This is a genomic window from Streptomyces sp. NPDC030809 (assembly GCF_055572195.1).
In genome coordinates this window covers 1-19,219 of sequence record NZ_JBVIDV010000014.1, presented here as the reverse complement: position 1 = coordinate 19,219, position 19,219 = coordinate 1, and the positions used below count along the sequence as shown (strand labels likewise).

The window sequence follows — 19,219 nt, the reverse complement described above, 5'->3', positions numbered from 1 at the left end:
CTCACCGTATCCTCTGTCCCGCCCTTCGGCCCTCCCCGTCCCGCCCAGCGGACTCCCCGGGGGGCCCGCCGGTCCCCGGAAGCGGCCCGGCGGCCGGGGGTGCAGCCCCACCCCCCACCGCCGGCGGCGTCATTTCCGCGTGGTGCCGTGAAGTCCTCCGGGAATGCCCCGGGACGGGCGACGCGCCTTTGAGTCGCGAATTCCCGGGAAATCCACGGAAAAGGCCCCGGGGGCGGTTCCGGAGACCGGTACCGGCGCCGGGATCAGTACCAGAGGTAAAGGTAGAACGGCAGCTGGGGTCCGGGCAGGCCCATGGAGCACTTGTACGGCAGGCTCTGCGCCTTTCCGGCGTTCTCGCACGGGGTGGGGCTGCCGTAGTACGTGCTGTGGTAGTGCCAGCTCGCTGCTGCGGCGGCCCCGGCCGGAGCCTTCGCCGCAGGTGCGGCCGCCGGTACGGACGCGGGGGCGGCCGCCTGCGCGGGCAGGGCGGCACCGCCGAGCAACAGGGTGCCGCCCAGGGCCAGGACGGTCGCCGCGTGGCGCATGCGCATGGAATTCTCCCTTTTCTGGTCGTCGTGCCGGCGTTCCCGCCGTGCGGGGAGCCGGGAATCCGTCCGGTGCTCCGGACATTTCCAGGATTAGCACGGCGGCCCGGCTGGACGGCAGGGAGAAGGGAATTCAGGCGGCCCTCACCGCCTTTTGCGCGGCCGCGGGCGCCCCGCGGGTTTGTCCCGTCAACGGGACGAATTCCCCGCGGCGGCCGCGGAAGTTTCGGCGGGCTTTTTCCGGGGAACCCCGCACCATTTCAGGAGAAGGCGTCCGATACGCCCGTCACGGGCGCTGCCGTGCCGGGCGCCCCCGGCCCGTTCAGCGGCGGCCGCCCGGAGGCGGGGGCGGAGGCGGCGAAGGCGGCGGGGGCGGGGTGAAGGGAGTGCGCTTGTCCGGGGCGGGGCCGCGGCGGGGACGGGGCGGGGGGACCGGGGGACCGCCCGCGATGGTGGCGTCCGCGTCGCGCCCGTCGGCCGGGGCCTGCGGAGCGCGGTACGGGTTCACCTCGCCGGGCCGGGTCCCCCGTACCGGCGAGGGCCGGTACGGGCCCGCCCCCTCAGCGCCGCCGGAGTCCCCTGCCGGGCGCCGCTCCGCCCCCGCCCCCGGCGGCGGCGGGCCGAACCGGCCCCCGCCGTGCCCCTGATCGCCGGCGGACCCCTGGCCCCCGCCGTGCCCCTGACCGCCGGCGGACCCCTGGCCCCCGCCGTGCCCCTGACCGCCCCCGGGCGGCGGCGGTCCGCCCCGGCCGGCATCCCGCCCGCCCTCCGCCCGGCCCGCACCCGCCCGGTCCGCCCCCGCCCGGTCCGCCCCCGCACTCCCGCCCTCCGCCTCCGGGCCCGGCCGGCCCCGCCCCGTCGGGGGGTGGCCCGGACCCCACCCCGGCCCCGGCGCCGCGCCGTGCACGGTCGGCACGTACCAGGGCCCGGACGGTCCCGCCTGCCCGGCCGCCACCGTGGGCACATAGCCGGGTCCAGGCCGCGGGTCCGGGTCCGCCGTCCGCCGCAGCCGGGCGAGGAGCGCGCCCAGGAACCCCGCCCCCGCGCCCCAGGCCGCTCCCAGCAGGGCGGCCGCCGGCACCTCGCCCCGCAGGTCGAGCCCCGCGTCGAAGGCGTCCACGCCCAGGACCGACAGCGAGGCGTTCGCCGACAGGGCCGTGAGCCGGACGAGCACCACCGCGGCGACGGCCGTCACCAGGCCCAGGTGCAGGGCCGCCGCCCCGGCGCTCCCGCCGGCCGGCCCGCGGACCGCCGTCAGCACCCCCGCGGTCAGCATCAGCAGCGCGACCGCGACCACCAGCAGCCACACCCGCCCGTCGTACTCCGCCAGCCGGGCCACGGTCACCGGCTCCTGCGCCGACACCGACAGCAGCTCGCCCAGCGGATCGGGCAGGACCTCCGCCAGGCCCCCCGAGGCCCGGCCCGCGAAGGGCACGGCCATCCCCAGCGGCACCGTGAGCCAGCTCCCGTTCGGCGCACCGAGCAGGGCGGCGCCCGCGATCCGCCCCGGGCGCGCGTCGCCGGCCATGGCCCAGCCGGCCGCCGCCAGCCCGGCCGCCACCGTCAGCAGCAGCACCGCCACCACCGAGGACACCGCCGGCCGCACCCACCGGTCCAGCACCGTCCGGCCGCCCGGCAGGGCGGTCCGCCGCGAGGCGAGCACGGCGATCAGCAGCACGCCCGCCGCCCACACCGCCGACCCCAGCAGCGTCGCCCGGGCGTCCACCGCGAAGCCCACCTGCGCATGGGCGTCCGCCAGGTCCCCCAGCCGGTCCGGCAGCAGCCCGCCGGCGTCCCCGATCCCGCCGATGTCGCCGAGGTCCACCTCCCCGAGGCCGGGGATCTCCAGGCCGCCGCCGGACCCGCCGCCGGACCCGCCGCCGCCCGTACCCCCCGCCGCCCCGAGCTGCTCCCCGTCGAGGGTCACCACGTCGTGCCCGGCCCACGCCAGTCCGCCGGACAGTGCCGTGAACACCGCCACCACCACCGCCGCCCGGGCCAGGAGGCGGCCGGCGGACTCCGCGGCCCCGGCCGCCCGTACCGACCTCAGGAACACGAGGGCCAGCACCAGCGCACCCGCCAGGCTCACCCCCAGCGGCCGCACGGCCAGCGCGGTCGCCGCTTCCGCCCCGTCCAGCCCGAAGGCCGAGACCTCCCCGGACGGCGTCACCGAACCGCCCACCGCCAGCACCACCACGGCCGCCGTCATCGGACCCAGCCGCCCGGCCGCATCGGCCCCCAGCAGGTGCAGCCCGAGCGCGGCCACCGCCGCCATCGCCACGACCGCCCAGCCCGCCGCGGCCACCGCTGCCGCCAGCACGTCCCCCCAGTACCACGCCGCGGCGCGGCCGGAGCCCGTACGCGGTCCGGGGCCGCCGCCGTACCCCGGTCCGAACGGCGAGCCCGCCGCGCCCACTTCCCGACCGACCGGTTCCCTGCGACGCGGACTCATGAGCGGACCCCCGATTCGTACCGAGTCATCCCGGATCTCCCATTCGCGCATGATCCGTACGCACTCATGGGCCCTTACCACTCTCCGGGGGCCTTTGGCAGCCGTCAACAAGTCCCTTGCGGCGCCTGCCGCCGGGCCCGGATTCCACTTCCGGCCGCGGGCCTGAAATAGTTCCCCCCGAAGTTCGCCATCCCTAGACTCCCTGCTGTCAGGGGGCACCGGGGGACAACAAGTGGGGCATGGAGTGCCGGAACTCGTACTGGAATTGAACGGAAGGACCTGGGCCCTCGATCCGTCCAGGTCGTACACCCTGGGACGCGATCCGCAGGGTGACGTGGTGATCGACGACGCGCGGGTCTCGTGGCGGCACGCCACCATCGGATGGACCGGCAGCGGCTGGGCCATCGAGGACCACGGCAGCACCAACGGCACCTACGCACAGGGACGTCGGGTCCAGCGCCTCGACCTCGGCGCCGGCACCGTGGTCCACCTCGGCAACGCGACCGACGGCCCGCGGCTGAACCTCTCGGCCGCACCGGCCGGTTCGGCCGCCGTCGCCAACGCGCCCACCGCCTACGCCCAGCAGGGCGGCCACCCGCTCGCCCCGCAGCCGGGCCGGCAGCCGCAGGGGCAGCCGCACTACCAGCAGCCGCACATGCAGCAGCCGGCCCACCAGCAGCAGATGCCGCACCAGCAGCCGGGCCACCAGCAGCCGCAGCCCGGCTTCGCCCAGGGGCAGATCCCGCAGCAGCAGGGCGCCCCGCGCGGCGGCGCGCCCGCCGGCCACGGCTACAGCGACCGCAGCCCGACCACGTTCCACCAGCTCGCCATGGGCCGCGTCATGCGCATCGGCCGTGCCCTGGACAACGAGCTCGTCGTCTCCGACCTCCAGGTCTCGCGCCACCACGCGGAGTTCCGCTCCACCGGCGGCCGCTTCGAGATCCACGACCTCGGCAGCCACAACGGCACCTACGTCAACGGCCAGCCGCTCGCCAAGTCCGGCACCGCGCTGCTCGGACCCAACGACATCGTCGGCGTCGGCCACTCGACCTTCCGGATCGTCGGCGACCGGCTGGAGGAGTTCGTCGACACCGGCGAGGTCTCCTTCTCGGCCCGCCACCTCACGGTCACCGTCGACGGCGGCAAGCAGATCCTCAAGGACGTCTCCTTCGGCGTCCCGGAGAAGTCGCTCATCGCCGTCATCGGCCCCTCCGGCTCCGGCAAGTCCACCCTGCTCAAGGCGCTGACCGGCTACCGGCCCGCCAACCAGGGCGACGTCCTCTACGACAACCGCAACCTGTACAAGCAGTTCGCGGAGCTCCGCCAGCGCATCGGCCTGGTCCCGCAGGACGACATCCTGCACAAGGAGCTGACCGTACGGACGGCTCTGAAGTACGCGGCCAAGCTCCGCTTCCCCGGCGACACCGCCGAGGAGGAGCGCACCGCCCGCATCGACGAGGTCCTGCGCGAGCTCAAGCTCGACATCCACAAGGACAAGAAGATCACCTCGCTCTCCGGCGGTCAGCGCAAGCGCGTGTCCGTGGCGCTGGAGCTGCTCACCAAGCCCTCACTGATCTTCCTCGACGAGCCCACCTCGGGCCTCGACCCGGGCATGGACCGCGACGTCATGCAGCTGCTGCGCGGCCTCGCCGACGACGGCCGCACCGTCCTGGTCGTCACCCACTCGGTCGCCGAGCTGGCCATCTGCGACAAGCTGCTGGTCATGGCGCCCGGCGGCTCCGTCGCGTACTTCGGCCCGCCGGACGAGGCGCTGAACTTCTTCGGCTACCAGACCTGGGCGGACGTGTTCTCGGCCTTCGAGAACTACCGCGACTACGACTGGGCCGGCCGCTGGAAGGGCTCGCAGCACTACCAGCTGTACGCCGCCGACCTCGACGCCGTCGCCCCGCAGTCGGTGACCATGCCGACCGCGCAGATGCAGCCGCCGAAGCCGCAGGCCTGGGGCGCCCAGCTGTTCACGCTGATCCGCCGCTACCTCGCGGTGATCGCCTCGGACAAGGGCTTCATGGCCCTGATGCTGATCCTGCCCGCGGTCCTGGGCGTGGTCTCCACCGTGATCCCCGCGACCTTCGGCCTCGCACCCCCGAAGCCGCCGTCCCGCTTCAACGGCGACGCCGGCACGATCATGCTGATCCTCGCGGTCGGCATGTGCTTCTCCGGCGCCGCCAACTCGGTCCGCGAGCTGATCAAGGAACGGGTCATCTACGAGCGGGAGCGCGCCACCGGCCTGTCCCGCTCCGCGTACCTGATGTCCAAGGTCATCGTCCTCGGCTTCATCACGGCCGTGCAGGGCGCGATCATCTGCGCCATCGGCTTCGCCCCGCGCGACCTGCCCGCCGAGGGCCTGATCATGCCGCCCGCCGTCGAGCTCTGCGTGGCGGTCACCGCCCTCGGGTTCACCTCGATGATGTTCGGCCTGGTGATCTCCTCGCTGGTGAAGACCGCCGAGAAGACCATGCCGCTGCTCGTCATGTTCGCGATCGTCCAGGTCGTGTTCACCGGCATCCTCTTCCAGGTCTACGACTCGCCCGGCCTGGAGCAGTTTGCCTGGCTGATGCCCTCCCGCTGGGCCGTCGCCGCCTCCGGCACCACCCTGAACCTGGCCGTGCTCATGCCGCCGTGGGACCAGGAGAACCCGCTCAACACCGACCCGCTGTGGGAAGCCACCGCCGGCCAGTGGTTCTTCAACATCACGGTCCTGCTGCTCATCGGCATCGCCTGCGGGTTCGCCGTGGCCCGCCTGCTGCGCCGCCACGAGCCCGAGGTCATGCGCAAGTAGCCCGCCGTACGCGTCCTCGTACGCACGGAAAAACGCCGCAGGGCGGCACCCGGGATCCGGGTGCCGCCCTGCGGCGCATGGGGGCTGCGGGGCGAACGGCCTCAGTAGGCGCTGTTCACGTTGTCCATGGAGCCGTAGCGGGCCGCGGCGTAGTTGCAGGCGGCGACGATGTTCGCGACCGGGTCGTACTGGTCGAACTTCGTGCCCTTGACGTGGTACGCGGCGAAGGTCGGGTAGATGACCTGGAGCAGGCCCTTGGACGGGATGCCGTTCTGGGCGTTGATGTCCCAGTTGTTGATCGCGCGGGGGTTGCCGCCCGACTCGCGCATGATGTTGCGGTGGATGCCCGAGTACGTGCCCGGGATGCCCTCGCGCTTCATGATGAAGAGGGCTTCCTTGATCCAGCCGTCGAGGTTGTTCGCGAAGATCGGCTTGCGGGCGGCGGCGCGGCTCGCGGCGGCCTTGGCCTCGCGCTCCTTCTTCGCCTTCGCGGCGGCCTTCGCGGCCTTCGCCTTGGCGGCGGCCTCGGCCTTGGCCTTGGCGGCGGCCTTCGCGGCGTCCTTGGCGGCCTTCTCGACCACGAGGTGCTGCTGGGTCAGGCTGGTCTGCATGGACTTCGTCTGCACGGCGTCGATGACCTGCGACCAGCTCACCGGGTCCGCAGCGACCGTCGTGGTCTTCTCGCTGTCGGCCGGGACCAGGGAGAAGGCGAGGGCGGCGGCACTCAGGGTGGCCACGCCGGCGATCGACATCTTGTGGGCCTTGGTCAGACGACTGTGACCGGGAGCGCTGGACGCAGACATGAGCAGCAACCTTTACGAGCAGGGGTCCCGCCGGGCGGAGGCCGGGGGAGTGGCCGCAAGGAAGCGCCGCCGGGTCCGGGACCCGCGGCGCTGAGCGACGGCAGCCATTCTTAGCGGGGGCAAAATCCTGTGGCAAAGGTGTGACGTACGATCCTGCTTAGTGGATCAGGGGAGCCCGCGAACCCCCGAATTCCGGGCCCGACCCCCCGGCGGCCAGCGTTGACGCGACCCTTATCCGCTTACTACGCGGCTTCGTAAGTGATGTGCGTCCTATGCGCGGGCTCACATCGGACGCGTAACAGTTTCACCGCGTGTTGCACCTGCAATGCGGAGCGTCACTGCGCCTCCTCCTTGAGGAGCAGATGGACGTCCCCGAACTCGTGCCAGAGGTAGAGACGCTCTACCGCCTGGGCATAAGAGGCCCGCACCGCGGCCGCCCCCGCCACCGCCTCCAGCATGAGGAGGTGGGAGGCCTCCGGCTCGTGCAGGCCGGTCAGCAGGCCGTCCACGACCCGCACGCCCGGCTCCGGAGCGACCACCAGCCCGGTCCACCCCTCGGCCGGCCGCACCACCCCCTCGGCGTCCGCCGCCGACTCCAGCGCCCGGACCACAGTGGTCCCCACGGCAATCACCCGCCCGCCCGGCTCCCGCCCGCCGGGCTCCCACCAGCCTGCCTCCCGCCCGCCGGGCTCCTGGCCGCTCGGCTCCTGCCCGCCGGGCTCCCGGCCGCTCGGCTCCCGCTCGCTCGGCCCCTGCCCGCCGGGCTCCCGCTCGCCGGGCTCCCAGCCGCTCGGCTCTCGCCCCCCGGGCCCGCCCGGCTCCTGCCCGCGGGGCACCCGCCCGCCCGGTTCCCCTCCGCCCGGCTCCCGCCCCCCGGGCTCCCGCCCGCTCGGCTCACTGCCGGTCCCCGGCGTGCCCCGCCGCGCGGCCCGCGCCGCGTTCACCAGCCGGGCCGTGCCCGGCGGCACCCGGAAGCGCTCCGGGTACGGCGGCTCGTGCGCCTCCGCCGAGGCCACGCCCGTGTGCAGGGTCAGGGGTGCGATCCGTATCCCGCGGCGCACCAGCCGGTCCACCAGCTCCGCCGTGAACGGACGGCCCGCACTCGGCATCTCCGCCGACCCCGCCCCGTCCGGCTCCGGCACGGCGAAGACCGTCTGGTACGCCTCGGGCGGCTGGTCCCCCTCCGTGTACGCGTACCGGATGGGCCGCCCGTACCGGCGCAGCAGGCCGGGCACGTCCGCCACCGACACCCGCGCCCACCACAGCCGGGACGAGCCCGGGACCAGCGGCCCGGCCAGCCGCAGCCGGGCCCCGCCCGGCAGCTCCAGAGCGGCGCCGGCCGGTCCGCCGGGCAGCGGCCGGGTGGTCCCCCGGCCGTCCGGCTCGCGCAGCTCGACCGCCCAGCGGCCGTCGTCCGCCCGCGTGGAGAAGTGGACGACCACCGGGCGGCCCGCCAGGCGCGCGTCGAGCGCCGCCGGCAGCGTGACCGAGGTGTTCACCACCAGCACGTCCCCGGCCCGCAGCAGCTCCGGCAGCTCCCGGAAGGAATGGTGCGAGACGGCCGTGCCCCGCGAGACCATCAGCCGCACCCCGTCCCGGCCCCGCCCGTCCCCGGCCTGCTCCACCGGCCCCCGCGCCGACAGCTCCGCCGGCACGGACATCGAAAGGAGCCCGCTCCTCCCACCCCTTCCCCCCACCCCTGCACCCCCGTCCCCCTTCACGACGACCCCTCCGCCCCCGCCCGCGCCCTCGTCCTTCTTCACGACGGCCCCTCCACCTCGGCCCGGGCCCGCAGCGTCGCCCGCGCCGCCGTTCCGCAAGGCGGTTGCTCCGGCGTCCCCGCCCGCACTCGCGGTGTCGCTTGCGTCCGCGTTCCCCCTCGCCGCGGTCCCTGCGTTCCCGCCCGCGCCCGCAGTGTCGCCTGCATCTCCGCTTCCCTTCACCGCGCCCTCAGCACCCCGCCCGCGCCCGCATCCCCGCCCGCGCCCGCACCGCCGCCCGCACCCCGGCTCCCCACCCCCGCGCCCCCCGCATCCCAGCCCGCCTTCACCGCGGCCCCCGCACCCGCACCCGCGCCCCCGTTCCTCTTCCTCACGCCCGCTCCGCCTCTCGCAGGTCCTCCGCCGTCCAGCGGCCGCTCGGGGGCCGGTCCTCGATCAGGCGGAGCAGCAGGGGGGCCACCTCCTCCGGGGCCGGGACCCCGGTCAGGTCCTCCGCCGGCTCTGCGGCCGCCAGCATCCGGGTCCGCATCGACCCCGGATCGGCCCACCACACCCGCAGCCCCGGCTCCTCCACCGCCAGCACCGCCGACAGCAGGTCCAGCCCCGCCTTCGTCGCCCCGTACGCCCCCCACGTCCGGTACGGCACCACCGCCGCGTCCGAGCTGAGGTTCAGCACCGCGCCGGCCGGGGACTCCCGCAGCAGCGGCAGGGTCTCCTGCACCAGCCCGAGCGGGGCCACGAGGTTCACCTCCAGCGCCTCCCGCAGCCCCGCCAGCGGCTGCTCGGCCAGCGGCACCAGCGGCTCCGCCCCCAGCACCCCCGCGTTGTTCACCAGCAGGTCCAGCCCGCCCAGCCCGCGCGCCGCCGCGGCCAGCTCCGCCCGGTGCGCCGCACCGGACACGTCCCCGGCCACCGCGGCCACCCGTACCCCCGTCTTCTCCAGCTCCCGCGCCGCCTCCGCCAGCGCCGGCGCCGACCGCGCGGAGACCACCAGGTCCCAGCCCCGCCCCGCCAGCTCCCCGGCCAGCGCCCGGCCCAGCCCCCGCGAGGCCCCCGTCACCAGTGCCACCGACATCCCGCGCCACCTCTCCCACGCCGCCCCCGGCTCCGTACCGCGGGCTGTAGCGGCACCGTAGGTACGCCGCACCCTCCGCCGCCTCGGCCGCCGGCCGCACACCCCCACCGCCCTTCGCCCTAGGCGCCGGGGCCTACCCGCCAAGACCTACGACCTGCGGCCCGGCCCCTGGTCCGGCAGTCCGATCCGGCCGCCCCGGCCCGCAGGTACGGTGATCTCCATGAGCCACCGACCCCGCACCGGACTGGCAGCGGTGAGCACCGCCCTGCTGGCCATGAGCCGCCACCTGGAAGTGCGGGACGTGCTCAAGACGATCGTCGCCTCGGCCCGCGAACTGCTCGGCGCCGAGTACGCGGCCCTCGGCGTCCCCGACGACCACGGCGGCTTCGCCCAGTTCGTCGTGGACGGGATCAGCGACGAGCAGTGGCGCCGCATCGGCCCGCTGCCCCGCCAGCACGGCATCCTGGCCGCGATGCTCCACCAGCCCGGCCCCGAGCGGCTGGCGGACGTCCGCAAGGACCCCCGCTTCGAGGGCTGGCCCGCCGCCCACCCCGAGATGTCCGACTTCCTCGGCCTGCCGATCCGCGACGGCGAGGAGACCCTCGGCGCGGTGTTCCTCGCCAACAAGAGGTGCCCCCGCCCCGGCGCGGGCTGCGGCTTCACGGAAGAGGACGAGGAACTCCTCGGCATCCTCGCCCAGCACGCAGCCATCGCCCTCACCAACGCCCGCCTCTACGAGCGCAGCCGCGAGCTCACCATCTCCGAGGAGCGCGCCCGCCTCGCCCACGAGCTGCACGACGCGGTCAGCCAGAAGCTGTTCTCCCTGCGGCTCACCGCCCAGGCCGCCGCCGCCCTCGTCGACCGCGACCCGGCCCGCGCCAAGGGCGAGCTCCAGCAGGTCGCCGCCCTCGCCGCCGAGGCCGCCGACGAGCTGCGCGCCGCGGTGGTCGAGCTGCGGCCCGCCGCCCTCGACGAGGACGGGCTCGTGGCCACCCTCCGCACCCAGGTCCAGGTGCTCGACCGGGCCCACTCCGCCCGGGTCACCTTCGCCTGCGAGGGCGTACGCGCCCTCCCCGCCGCCCAGGAGGAGGCCCTGCTCCGGGTCTCCCAGGAGGCCCTGCACAACGCCCTGCGCCATTCCGGCGCCGCCGTCGTCGAGGTGCTCCTCGCCCGCCGCGGCCCCGGCGCCCTGCTCCGCATCACCGACGACGGCCGCGGCTTCGACCCGCGCACCGTCCGCCGGGCGGGCCGCCACCTCGGCCTGGTCTCCATGCGGGACCGGGCGAGCGGGGTGGGCGGCGTACTCACCGTCCAGTCGGCGCCCGGCGCGGGCACCACGATCGAGATGGAGGTCCCCGGTGGCTGAGGCAGGAAGCACCGGGATCCGTGTGCTGCTCGTGGACGACCACCAGGTGGTCCGCCGCGGCCTGCGCACGTTCCTGGAGGTACAGGACGACATCGAAGTGGTCGGAGAGGCCGCCGACGGGGAGGCGGGCATCGCCGCCGCCGAGGAACTGCGCCCCGACGTGGTCCTGATGGACATCAAGATGCCCGGCACCGACGGCATCGAGGCCCTGCGCCGGCTGCGCGGGCTCGCCAACCCGGCCCGGGTCCTGATCGTCACCAGCTTCACGGAGCAGCGCACCGTCGTCCCCGCCCTGCGCGCGGGCGCGGCCGGGTACGTATACAAGGACATCGACCCGGAGGCCCTGGCCGGAGCCATCCGCTCCGTCCACGCCGGGCACGTGCTGCTCCAGCCCGAGGTGGCCGAGGCCCTGCTCGCCCAGGAGGACCAGGCCCCCGCGCCCGGCCGCAGCAGCGCCCTGACCGAACGCGAGCGCGAGGTGCTCGGCCTGATCGCCGACGGGCGCTCCAACCGGGAGATCGCCCGCGCCCTCGTGCTGTCCGAGAAGACGGTCAAGACCCACGTCTCGAACATCCTGATGAAGCTCGACCTCGCGGACCGCACCCAGGCCGCCCTGTGGGCCGTACGCCACGGCCTGGCGCCCTAGGCCGGGCCTTTCCCTCCCCGGCCCGGGGTCTTCCGGACGGCAACCGTCCGGAATGAGATTCATACCGTCGGGTGGATGTAGCCCACATGGCGCAACCTGACCGGCGGGCGGGCGTTCTCCATGGCGTGCCGCGGCGGCTGGCCGCGGCAGACCCACTGGAGGACCCGAACGTGAAGAACTTCAAGAAGGCCGCAGCCGTCACCATGATCGCCGGCGGCCTCGTCGCCGCCGGCGCCGGTGTCTCGTCCGCGCACGGCGGCGCGCACGCGAACGGCGAGGCCCTGCACTCGCCCGGCGTGGCCTCCGGGAACCTCGTCCAGGCCCCGGTCCACGTCCCGGTCAACGTGGTCGGCAACGCCGTCACCGTCATCGGCCTGCTGAACCCGGCCTTCGGCAACACGGGCATCAACCACTGACGCTCCCGCCCGCCCCCGCGGCCCCGCTTCCTCCCTCTCCCCGGAAGCGGGGCCGCGGCACATCGGGCAGCCCGCACACCGGGCGGCCCGCACACCCGGACCGCCCGCTACCGACCCCGCTCGCGCTCCTCCACGTACGCGTTGTACGCAGCCACCTGCGCCCGCCGGGCCACCCGCTCCACCGGCCGCAGCGCCTCTGCCCGGGCCCCCATCTCCGAAGCCGCCACCGCGCCCCCGTGCCCGGTGCCCGCAGCCAGCTCCACCATCAGCCCGATCCGCTGCGCCAGCTCCAGCACCCGCACCGCCCGCGGCGGATATCCGGGAGCCAGCACCTCCCGGCCCGCTTCCGCCCGCGCCCGGTAGGCGTCGATCGCCGCCTCCGCCACCGGCCCCGACCCCGCCACGTCCAGCCGGGTCAGCACCTGCGTCGCCTCCCGCAGCCCCTCCGCGAGCTCGCGCTCCGCCTCGCCGAGCGAAGGCACGTCCGCCGGCGGTGCCTCCCGCACCGGCAGGCAGTGCCACACCACCTCCACGTGCACGTCCCCGGCCGGCCCGGCCTCCGACACCTCCGGTACGAGCCCCAGCGCGGCCCCCGTGCAGACCACCGCCTCCTCGGCCTCCAGCGCCCGGGCGTTGAACTCCGGGGGCCCGCTCAGCCCCAGCGGATGCCCGGGCGCCGGCAGCGCCACCCGCAGACCCGTCACCCCCAGTGCCCGCAGCCGCCCCAGCGCGAGCGTCAGCCCCACCGGGCCCGTCTCGCCCGGAAGACCCAGCACCCGGTGCACGGCGTCTTCGCCGACCACCGCCACCACGGCCTCGTCCGGTGACACCAGACCGCCCAACAACGCGTTGCCCCAGGCGGCCAGCCGCCCTGATCGTGGTTCCGAAAGCATGGGACCCAGCCTACGGACCGGCCCACCCGCCCACCTCGTCCGCAGCCCCCGCCCCGAGTGGCGTAGGTTTTCCCTCTGGGGCTGCGCCCACAGGCGCACTGTGACATCCAAGACTGCAATGGGAGACAACGCGCTCATGAGCGATGTGCTGGAGCTTCAGGACGTATCCGTGGTCCGGGAGGGCCGGGCTCTGGTGGACCAGGTCTCCTGGTCGGTCAAGGAGGGGGAGCGCTGGGTGATCCTCGGCCCGAACGGTGCCGGCAAGACCACCCTGCTCAACATCGCGTCCAGCTACCTCTTCCCCACCAAGGGCACCGCCACCATCCTCGGCAGCACCCTCGGCAAGGTGGACGTCTTCGAGCTCCGCCCCCGCATCGGCATGGCCGGCATCGCCATGGCCGACAAGCTGCCCAAGCGCCAGACCGTCCTGCAGACCGTGCTCACCGCCGCCTACGGCATGACCGCGAGCTGGCAGGAGGAGTACGAGGAGATCGACGAGCAGCGCGCCCGCGCCTTCCTCGACCGCCTCGGCATGACCGAGTACCTCGACCGGAAGTTCGGCACCCTCTCCGAGGGCGAGCGCAAGCGCACCCTGATCGCCCGCGCCCTGATGACCGACCCCGAGCTGCTGCTCCTCGACGAGCCCGCCGCCGGACTCGACCTCGGCGGCCGCGAAGACCTCGTACGCCGTCTCGGCCGGCTGGCCCGCGACCCGCTCGCCCCCTCCATGGTGATGGTCACGCACCACGTCGAGGAGATCGCCCCCGGCTTCACCCACGTCCTCATGATCCGCCAGGGCAAGGTCGTCACCGCCGGACCCATCGACCTCGAACTCACCTCCCGCAACCTGTCGGTCTGCTTCGGCCTCCCCCTCGTCGTCGAGCGCACCGAGCACGACCGCTGGACCGCCCAGGGCCTCCCCCTGCGCTGACCCCCGCACCGCACCCTGTCCTGACCGCGTCCGGCCGACCTACCATGACCATGTGGACATCGACGCGTGGGTGTGGTGGCTCATCGGCGCGGTCGGACTGGGCATTCCGCTCGTCCTGACCGCAATGCCCGAATTCGGCATGTTCTCCGCGGGAGCCGTCGCCGCGGCGATCACCGCGGCGCTGGGCGGGGGAGTGGTCACCCAAGTCCTCGTCTTCGTCGTGGTGTCGGTGGCGCTCATCGCCGTGGTCCGGCCCATCGCCAACCGGCACCGCAACCAGCGCCCCCAATTCACCAGCGGGGTCGACGCCTTGCGCGGCCGCACCGCCGTCGTACTCGAACGCGTCGACGGCAGCGGCGGCCGGATCAAACTCGCCGGGGAGGTCTGGTCCGCCCGCACCCTCGATGCGGACACCAGTTTCGACGTCGGCCAGCAGGTCGACGTCGTGGAGATCGACGGGGCGACCGCCGTCGTCATGTGACGTCATGTGACCGAATCCCGCGCCCCGTCCACGCGGGTCTGCAAGACTCCGCACAAGGGGTGCTGCGCTCCCGACAGCGCAGGACAGGCAGCTAGAAGGGTACGGGGAACCGCATGCAACCGATCATCATCGTCCTGATCATTCTGGTGGTGCTGGTCTTCATCGCGTTGGTCAAGACCATCCAGGTCATCCCACAGGCGAGCGCCGCGATCGTCGAACGCTTCGGCCGCTACACCCGCACCCTCAACGCGGGCCTCAACATCGTCGTCCCGTTCATCGACTCGATCCGCAACCGGATCGACCTCCGCGAACAGGTCGTCCCCTTCCCGCCGCAGCCGGTCATCACCCAGGACAACCTGGTCGTCAACATCGACACGGTCATCTACTACCAGGTGACCGATGCCCGGGCCGCGACCTACGAAGTGGCCAGCTACATCCAGGCCATCGAGCAGCTCACCGTCACCACCCTCCGCAACATCATCGGCGGCATGGACCTGGAGCGGACCCTCACCTCCCGCGAGGAGATCAACGCGGCCCTGCGCGGCGTGCTCGACGAGGCCACCGGCAAGTGGGGCATCCGCGTCAACCGCGTCGAGCTCAAGGCCATCGAGCCGCCCACCTCCATCCAGGACTCGATGGAGAAGCAGATGCGCGCCGACCGCGACAAGCGCGCCGCGATCCTCCAGGCCGAGGGCGTCCGCCAGTCCGAGATCCTGCGCGCCGAGGGCGAGAAGCAGTCCTCGATCCTGCGTGCCGAAGGTGACGCCAAGGCCGCCGCCCTCCGCGCCGAGGGCGAGGCCCAGGCCGTCCGCACCGTCTTCGAGGCGATCCACGCCGGCGACCCCGACCAGAAGCTGCTCTCCTACCAGTACCTCCAGATGCTCCCGAAGATCGCCGAGGGCGACGCCAACAAGCTCTGGATCGTGCCCAGCGAGATCGGCGACGCCCTCAAGGGACTGAGCGGCGCCATCGGCAACTTCGGCCCCGGATCCGGCGGTTCCGGCTTCAGCCAGGCCAAGGACGGCGGTTCCCCCGAGCGCCGGGAGCAGCCCCCGATCGACTGAGGTACGAGCCCCCTCGTGCATGATCGGTGAGGCCCCTCGACCTTCATGGCGGGGAGGCGACTCACCCATGTGAAAGGGATGGCCTTGTCCATCTGGGAATCACTCGCGGTCTTCACCGCCGGTGTCGGAGCCGGCACCATCAACACCATCGTCGGCTCCGGCACCCTCATCACCTTCCCGGTGCTCCTCGCCACCGGACTCCCGCCGGTCACCGCCAACGTGTCCAACACCCTCGGCCTGGTGCCCGGTTCGATCAGCGGGGCCATCGGCTACCGCAAGGAACTCGCCGGCCAGCGCAGCCGCGTCCTGCGCCTGGGCCTGGTCTCCCTCATCGGCGGACTCGCCGGCGCCGTCCTCCTCGTCACCCTGCCCTCGGACTCCTTCGACACCATCGTGCCCGTGCTCATCGGGCTCGCCCTGGTGCTCGTGGTCCTCCAGCCCCGGCTCGCCCGGGCCCTGCGCGCCCGCGAGCAGCAGCCCGGCAGCCCCGCCCGGCACCCCGACGGCGGCCCCGCCCTCCTGACCGGCATGCTCCTGTCCAGCGCGTACGGCGGCTACTTCGGCGCCGCGCAGGGAGTGCTCTACCTGGGCTTCATGGGCCTGGCGCTGAACGAGGACCTCCAGCGCGTCAACGCCGTCAAGAACGTCATCGCCGCCCTCGTCAACGGCATCGCCGCCGTGTTCTTCCTCTTCGTCGCCGAGTTCGACTGGACCGCCGTGCTCCTCATCGCCGTCGGCTCCACCCTCGGCGGCCAGCTCGGCGCGAAGATCGGCCGGCGCCTCCCCCCGACCGCACTGCGCGCGGTCATCGTGGCAGTGGGCATCCTCGCCATCGTCCAACTGATCGTCCGCTGACCGGCGTAGAGAAAATACGCCGCAGAACGTCCGATGCCCCGGGGACCGACGATCCGGCCCCCGGGGCACCCGCAGGCGTTACGCCGACTTGCCGAGCCAGTCCGGCAGCGCGTCCCGGCGCCCCGAACCCAGCGCCAGCAGCATCGCGTCCGCCGGGGAGGGCACGAACGGCTCACGCAGCAGCGGCATGCCGGCCTCCTCCGGAGTCCGGGCCGCCTTGCGGTGGTTGTCCTCCGCACAGGAGGCCACCGTGTTCAGCCACGTGTCCCCGCCGCCCTGGGACTTCGGCACCACGTGGTCCACGGTCGTCGCCCGCCGCCCGCAGTACGCGCACCTGTGCTGGTCCCGGGCCAGCACCCCCCGCCTCGACCACGGAGCATGTCTTCGGAAGGGCACCCGTACGTACCTGCACAGCCTGATCACCCGGGGCACCGGCAGATCGACCGCCGCGCCGCGCACACGGAGTTCGGGATGGGCCTGCTCCACCACGGCCTTGTCCTGGAGCACCAGAACCACGGCCCGGTTCATCGAAACCGTCGACAGCGGCTCGAAGCTCGCATTCAGCACCAGCGTGTCCCGCATCTCGCCCACCTCCCGTGTGCAGGCCCCGCGACCACCCTGGCGGCAAGGCCCGCAACCACTCTGGCCGCGCGCGCCACGCGGGACAACGCATTAAAAATGCCCGGTCCCGGTCACCTTTAGACCAGGACCGGGCAAACGGCCGGCGAACGATCAGCCCCGCGCTCAATCCCCCGAAGGGGCCTCGTACTCACCGATCAGATGGGCACGGCCGAGCGCGTGGAAACGCAGATGGAATCCGACGACGGCAGGAGAGGCGTCCGCACCGGGACCCAACTTCTCCTGGTCCACCGCGTAGACGGTGAACACGTACCGGTGCCGCTCCCCGGCCGGGGGAGCCGCACCGCCGAAGTCGTGCGTGCCGTAGTCGTTGCGCGCCTGCACGGCACCGGCCGGCAGCCCCTCGAACTTCCCGCTGCCCGCGCCCGCGGGGAGCTCGGTCACCGAGACCGGAAGATCGAAGAGCACCCAGTGCCAGAACCCGCTGCCGGTCGGGGCGTCGGGGTCGAAGCAGGTGACGGCGAAGCTCTTGGTCCCGGCCGGGAACCCCTCCCAGCGCAGCTGCGGGGAGAGGTTCCCGCCCTTCAGCACCTGCGCGGGCCCCAGATCGGCGCCGGGCGCCAGGTCCGTGCTGGTCACGGTGAAGGACGGGACCTCCGGGTGGAAGTCGTGCGGCAGCGGAGGACGGTTGGTCTGCGACACGGTCTGCCTCCTAGAACCAGTTGCGCTTCGAGCCGACGGAGGCGATCCACTCGTTCAGGTAGCCCGCCCAGTTCGTGCCCTGGTAGGTGTGCAGGCCGACCTTGAAGCAGCGGTACGTGTCGCTGCCCTCGGAGAACAGGCCCGGCTTCTTGTCCATCTCCAGGACGACGTCCATCTCGTTGCCGTCCGCCACGAAGGTCAGCTCGACCTGGTTCAGCCCGTGGTACTGCTGCGGCGGCAGGAACTCGATCTCCTGGTAGAACGGCAGCGTCTGCCGGGTGCCGCGGATGTGGCCGCGCTCCATGTCCGCACTGCGGAAACGGAAGCCCAGCTGGCCGAACGCGTCCAGAATGGCCTGCTGCGCCGGCAGCGGGTGCACGTTGATCGGGTCCAGGTCGCCCGCGTCCACGGCGCGCGCGATCTCCAGCTCGGTGCTCACACCGATGTTCATGCCGTGCAGGTGGTGGCCGGCGAAGTGGGTGACCGGGGTCTCCCAGGGGATCTCCAGACCGAAGGGCACGACGTGCACCGCGCCGGGCTGCACCTTGAAGGCGCCGCCGAGCCGCTGCTTCGTGAAGACGATGTCCTGCTTGTACTCCGAGTCACCGCTCTCGACCTCGACCCGCGCCTGCAGACCGACCGACAGCCCCTCGATCTGCTGCTCGACGGACCCGCCCTGGATGCGGACCTCGCCCTGGACGATGCCACCCGGCACCACGTTCGGCTCGGTGATGATCGTGTCCACCGAGGCGCCACCGGCCCCCAGGCTCGCGAACAGCTTCTTGAACCCCATGCGTCTGTCTCCCCTTCACTGAGATCTGACCTCTACAAACGCGGAACCATAGGGCCCGGTTCCCGGGGCGCCGATTCCACTACGCTCGGACGGATGAGCGCGCGCCCCGACCGTACGCCCCTGCCCCGCAGCTTCTTCGACCGGCCGGTCCTCACCGTGGCCCCGGATCTCCTCGGCCGCACCCTGGTCCGCCGCACCGCGGAAGGCCCGATCGAACTGCGCATCACCGAGGTGGAGGCCTACGAGGGCCAGGCCGACCCGGGCTCGCACGCCTACCGCGGACGCACGGCGCGCAACGCATCGATGTTCGGTCCCCCCGGACACGCGTACGTCTACTTCATCTACGGCATGTGGTTCAGCCTCAACCTGGTGTGCGGTCCGGAGGGCACCGCCAGCGGGGTGCTGCTGCGCGCCGGCGAGATCACCCTCGGCGCCGAGCTGGCCCGCAAACGCCGACTCTCGGCCAGAAATGACAGAGAACTGGCCAAGGGCCCGGCCCGGCTGGCCACCGCTCTCGGCATCGACCGGACCCTCGACGGCACCGACCTCTGCGCCGGCCCCGACTCCGCCCTGTCGGTGCTCGCCGGTACGGCCATCGGCTCCGACCAGCTCCGCTCCGGTCCGCGCACGGGGGTGGGCGGCGACGGAGCCCATCACCCCTGGCGCTTCTGGCACGCGGACGACCCCACGGTCAGCCCCTATCGGGCCCACGCGCCACGCCGCCGCTCAACTTGACTCGCCCCTTCCGGACCCCTAACGTAGCCCGAGCCGCTTGAACCGGTCACCTGCTGTCAGCGGGCCCGGGAGCGGCCAAACCACTACCTACGCATCACCCTGGCGGGTGCGCATTCGGCATGCCCGAATTCAAATCCGCAGCTCGATTATGAGCGGGACAGGAAATCCGCTAACGTAGTGATCGCCGGAAGGGGAAAGCGCGAAAGCGCCGGAACCGGAAAGCACCAAGGAAATCGGATCGGAAAGATCTGATAGAGTCGGAAACGCAAGAACGAAGGAAGCGCCCGGAGGAAAGCCCGCGAGGGTCAGTACAAAGGAAGCGTCCGCACCTTGAGAACTCAACAGCGTGCCAAAAATCAACG

General features: G+C 73.2%; 19 protein-coding genes. 9 read left to right on the top strand and 10 right to left on the bottom strand.

What is annotated here, in order from left to right:
• Nucleotides 1-263 precede the first annotated feature (263 nt).
• Together ACZ407_RS19405 and ACZ407_RS19400 are read right to left on the bottom strand one after the other, a co-directional pair.
• Entirely contained in the window at nt 264-551 is a 288-nt protein-coding gene (locus ACZ407_RS19405; RefSeq protein WP_468129726.1) for a hypothetical protein, read from the bottom strand.
• A 316-nt stretch (nt 552-867) separates the two neighbouring features.
• Nucleotides 868-2,865: a streptophobe family protein gene (locus ACZ407_RS19400; RefSeq protein ID WP_468129724.1), complete on the bottom strand. Its 1,998-nt coding sequence runs from the start codon at nt 2,863-2,865 to the stop codon at nt 868-870.
• Nucleotides 2,866-3,241: 376 nt separating this feature from the next.
• On the opposite strand from ACZ407_RS19400, the gene ACZ407_RS19395 reads away from it, so the two are divergent.
• Nucleotides 3,242-5,797: an ABC transporter ATP-binding protein/permease gene (locus ACZ407_RS19395; RefSeq protein ID WP_468129722.1), complete on the top strand. Its 2,556-nt coding sequence runs from the start codon at nt 3,242-3,244 to the stop codon at nt 5,795-5,797.
• A 101-nt stretch (nt 5,798-5,898) separates the two neighbouring features.
• Here ACZ407_RS19395 and ACZ407_RS19390 read toward each other — a convergent pair whose 3' ends face one another.
• From ACZ407_RS19390 to ACZ407_RS19380, 3 genes are all read right to left on the bottom strand, one after another.
• On the bottom strand, nt 5,899-6,600 hold the full coding sequence (locus ACZ407_RS19390; RefSeq protein WP_468129720.1) for a transglycosylase SLT domain-containing protein: 702 nt from the start codon (nt 6,598-6,600) through the stop codon (nt 5,899-5,901).
• A gap of 335 nt (nt 6,601-6,935) precedes the next feature.
• A complete protein-coding gene (locus ACZ407_RS19385) occupies nt 6,936-8,261 on the bottom strand; it encodes an S-adenosylmethionine:tRNA ribosyltransferase-isomerase (protein ID WP_468129718.1) in 1,326 nt (441 codons plus the stop codon).
• A gap of 430 nt (nt 8,262-8,691) precedes the next feature.
• Nucleotides 8,692-9,396: an SDR family NAD(P)-dependent oxidoreductase gene (locus ACZ407_RS19380; protein ID WP_468129716.1), complete on the bottom strand. Its 705-nt coding sequence runs from the start codon at nt 9,394-9,396 to the stop codon at nt 8,692-8,694.
• Between the two features lie 220 nt (nt 9,397-9,616).
• Between ACZ407_RS19380 and ACZ407_RS19375 the strand changes: the two genes are divergently transcribed.
• From ACZ407_RS19375 to ACZ407_RS19365, 3 genes are all read left to right on the top strand, one after another.
• Nucleotides 9,617-10,762, top strand: coding sequence for a GAF domain-containing sensor histidine kinase (locus ACZ407_RS19375; protein ID WP_468129714.1), 1,146 nt, complete (start codon nt 9,617-9,619; stop codon nt 10,760-10,762).
• Nucleotides 10,755-11,408: a response regulator gene (locus tag ACZ407_RS19370; RefSeq protein WP_468129712.1), complete on the top strand. Its 654-nt coding sequence runs from the start codon at nt 10,755-10,757 to the stop codon at nt 11,406-11,408. Before ACZ407_RS19375 ends, ACZ407_RS19370 begins: the two co-directional genes overlap by 8 nt.
• Nucleotides 11,409-11,578: 170 nt before the next feature.
• Nucleotides 11,579-11,824, top strand: a complete 246-nt coding sequence (locus tag ACZ407_RS19365; RefSeq protein WP_468129710.1) for a chaplin — start codon at nt 11,579-11,581, stop codon at nt 11,822-11,824.
• Nucleotides 11,825-11,931: 107 nt separating this feature from the next.
• Here the strand turns inward: ACZ407_RS19365 and ACZ407_RS19360 are convergent, their stop codons facing one another.
• The gene (locus ACZ407_RS19360) at nt 11,932-12,717 is read right to left on the bottom strand and encodes a hypothetical protein (RefSeq protein WP_468129708.1); all 786 of its coding nucleotides are present in this window, start codon (nt 12,715-12,717) and stop codon (nt 11,932-11,934) included.
• A gap of 136 nt (nt 12,718-12,853) precedes the next feature.
• Between ACZ407_RS19360 and ACZ407_RS19355 the strand changes: the two genes are divergently transcribed.
• The 4 genes from ACZ407_RS19355 (at nt 12,854) to ACZ407_RS19340 (ending at nt 16,048) form a co-directional block, all read left to right on the top strand.
• A complete protein-coding gene (locus ACZ407_RS19355) occupies nt 12,854-13,648 on the top strand; it encodes an ABC transporter ATP-binding protein (protein WP_468129706.1) in 795 nt (264 codons plus the stop codon).
• 52 nt (nt 13,649-13,700) lie between these two features.
• Complete coding sequence (locus ACZ407_RS19350; RefSeq protein ID WP_468129704.1) at nt 13,701-14,129, top strand: NfeD family protein; 429 nt, start codon at nt 13,701-13,703, stop codon at nt 14,127-14,129.
• A 113-nt stretch (nt 14,130-14,242) separates the two neighbouring features.
• Nucleotides 14,243-15,193, top strand: a complete 951-nt coding sequence (locus ACZ407_RS19345; protein WP_468129702.1) for an SPFH domain-containing protein — start codon at nt 14,243-14,245, stop codon at nt 15,191-15,193.
• A gap of 78 nt (nt 15,194-15,271) precedes the next feature.
• Nucleotides 15,272-16,048, top strand: coding sequence for a sulfite exporter TauE/SafE family protein (locus tag ACZ407_RS19340; protein ID WP_468129700.1), 777 nt, complete (start codon nt 15,272-15,274; stop codon nt 16,046-16,048).
• Between the two features lie 78 nt (nt 16,049-16,126).
• Here the strand turns inward: ACZ407_RS19340 and ACZ407_RS19335 are convergent, their stop codons facing one another.
• The 3 genes from ACZ407_RS19335 to ACZ407_RS19325 all read right to left on the bottom strand — a co-directional run bounded on the left by ACZ407_RS19335 (nt 16,127) and on the right by ACZ407_RS19325 (nt 18,122).
• Nucleotides 16,127-16,630: an HNH endonuclease gene (locus ACZ407_RS19335; protein ID WP_468129698.1), complete on the bottom strand. Its 504-nt coding sequence runs from the start codon at nt 16,628-16,630 to the stop codon at nt 16,127-16,129.
• Between the two features lie 162 nt (nt 16,631-16,792).
• Nucleotides 16,793-17,329, bottom strand: coding sequence for a YbhB/YbcL family Raf kinase inhibitor-like protein (locus ACZ407_RS19330; protein WP_468129696.1), 537 nt, complete (start codon nt 17,327-17,329; stop codon nt 16,793-16,795).
• Nucleotides 17,330-17,339: 10 nt separating this feature from the next.
• Nucleotides 17,340-18,122, bottom strand: coding sequence for a sporulation protein (locus tag ACZ407_RS19325; RefSeq protein WP_468129694.1), 783 nt, complete (start codon nt 18,120-18,122; stop codon nt 17,340-17,342).
• A 93-nt stretch (nt 18,123-18,215) separates the two neighbouring features.
• Here ACZ407_RS19325 and ACZ407_RS19320 point away from each other — a divergent pair, with 93 nt between their 5' ends.
• Nucleotides 18,216-18,857 (top strand): DNA-3-methyladenine glycosylase, encoded by a 642-nt coding sequence (locus ACZ407_RS19320; protein ID WP_468129692.1) that lies wholly within the window; start codon nt 18,216-18,218, stop codon nt 18,855-18,857.
• A gap of 129 nt (nt 18,858-18,986) precedes the next feature.
• Here ACZ407_RS19320 and ACZ407_RS19315 read toward each other — a convergent pair.
• Nucleotides 18,987-19,219: hypothetical protein (locus ACZ407_RS19315; RefSeq protein ID WP_468129690.1), on the bottom strand; the 233-nt coding region annotated here is incomplete at its 5' end.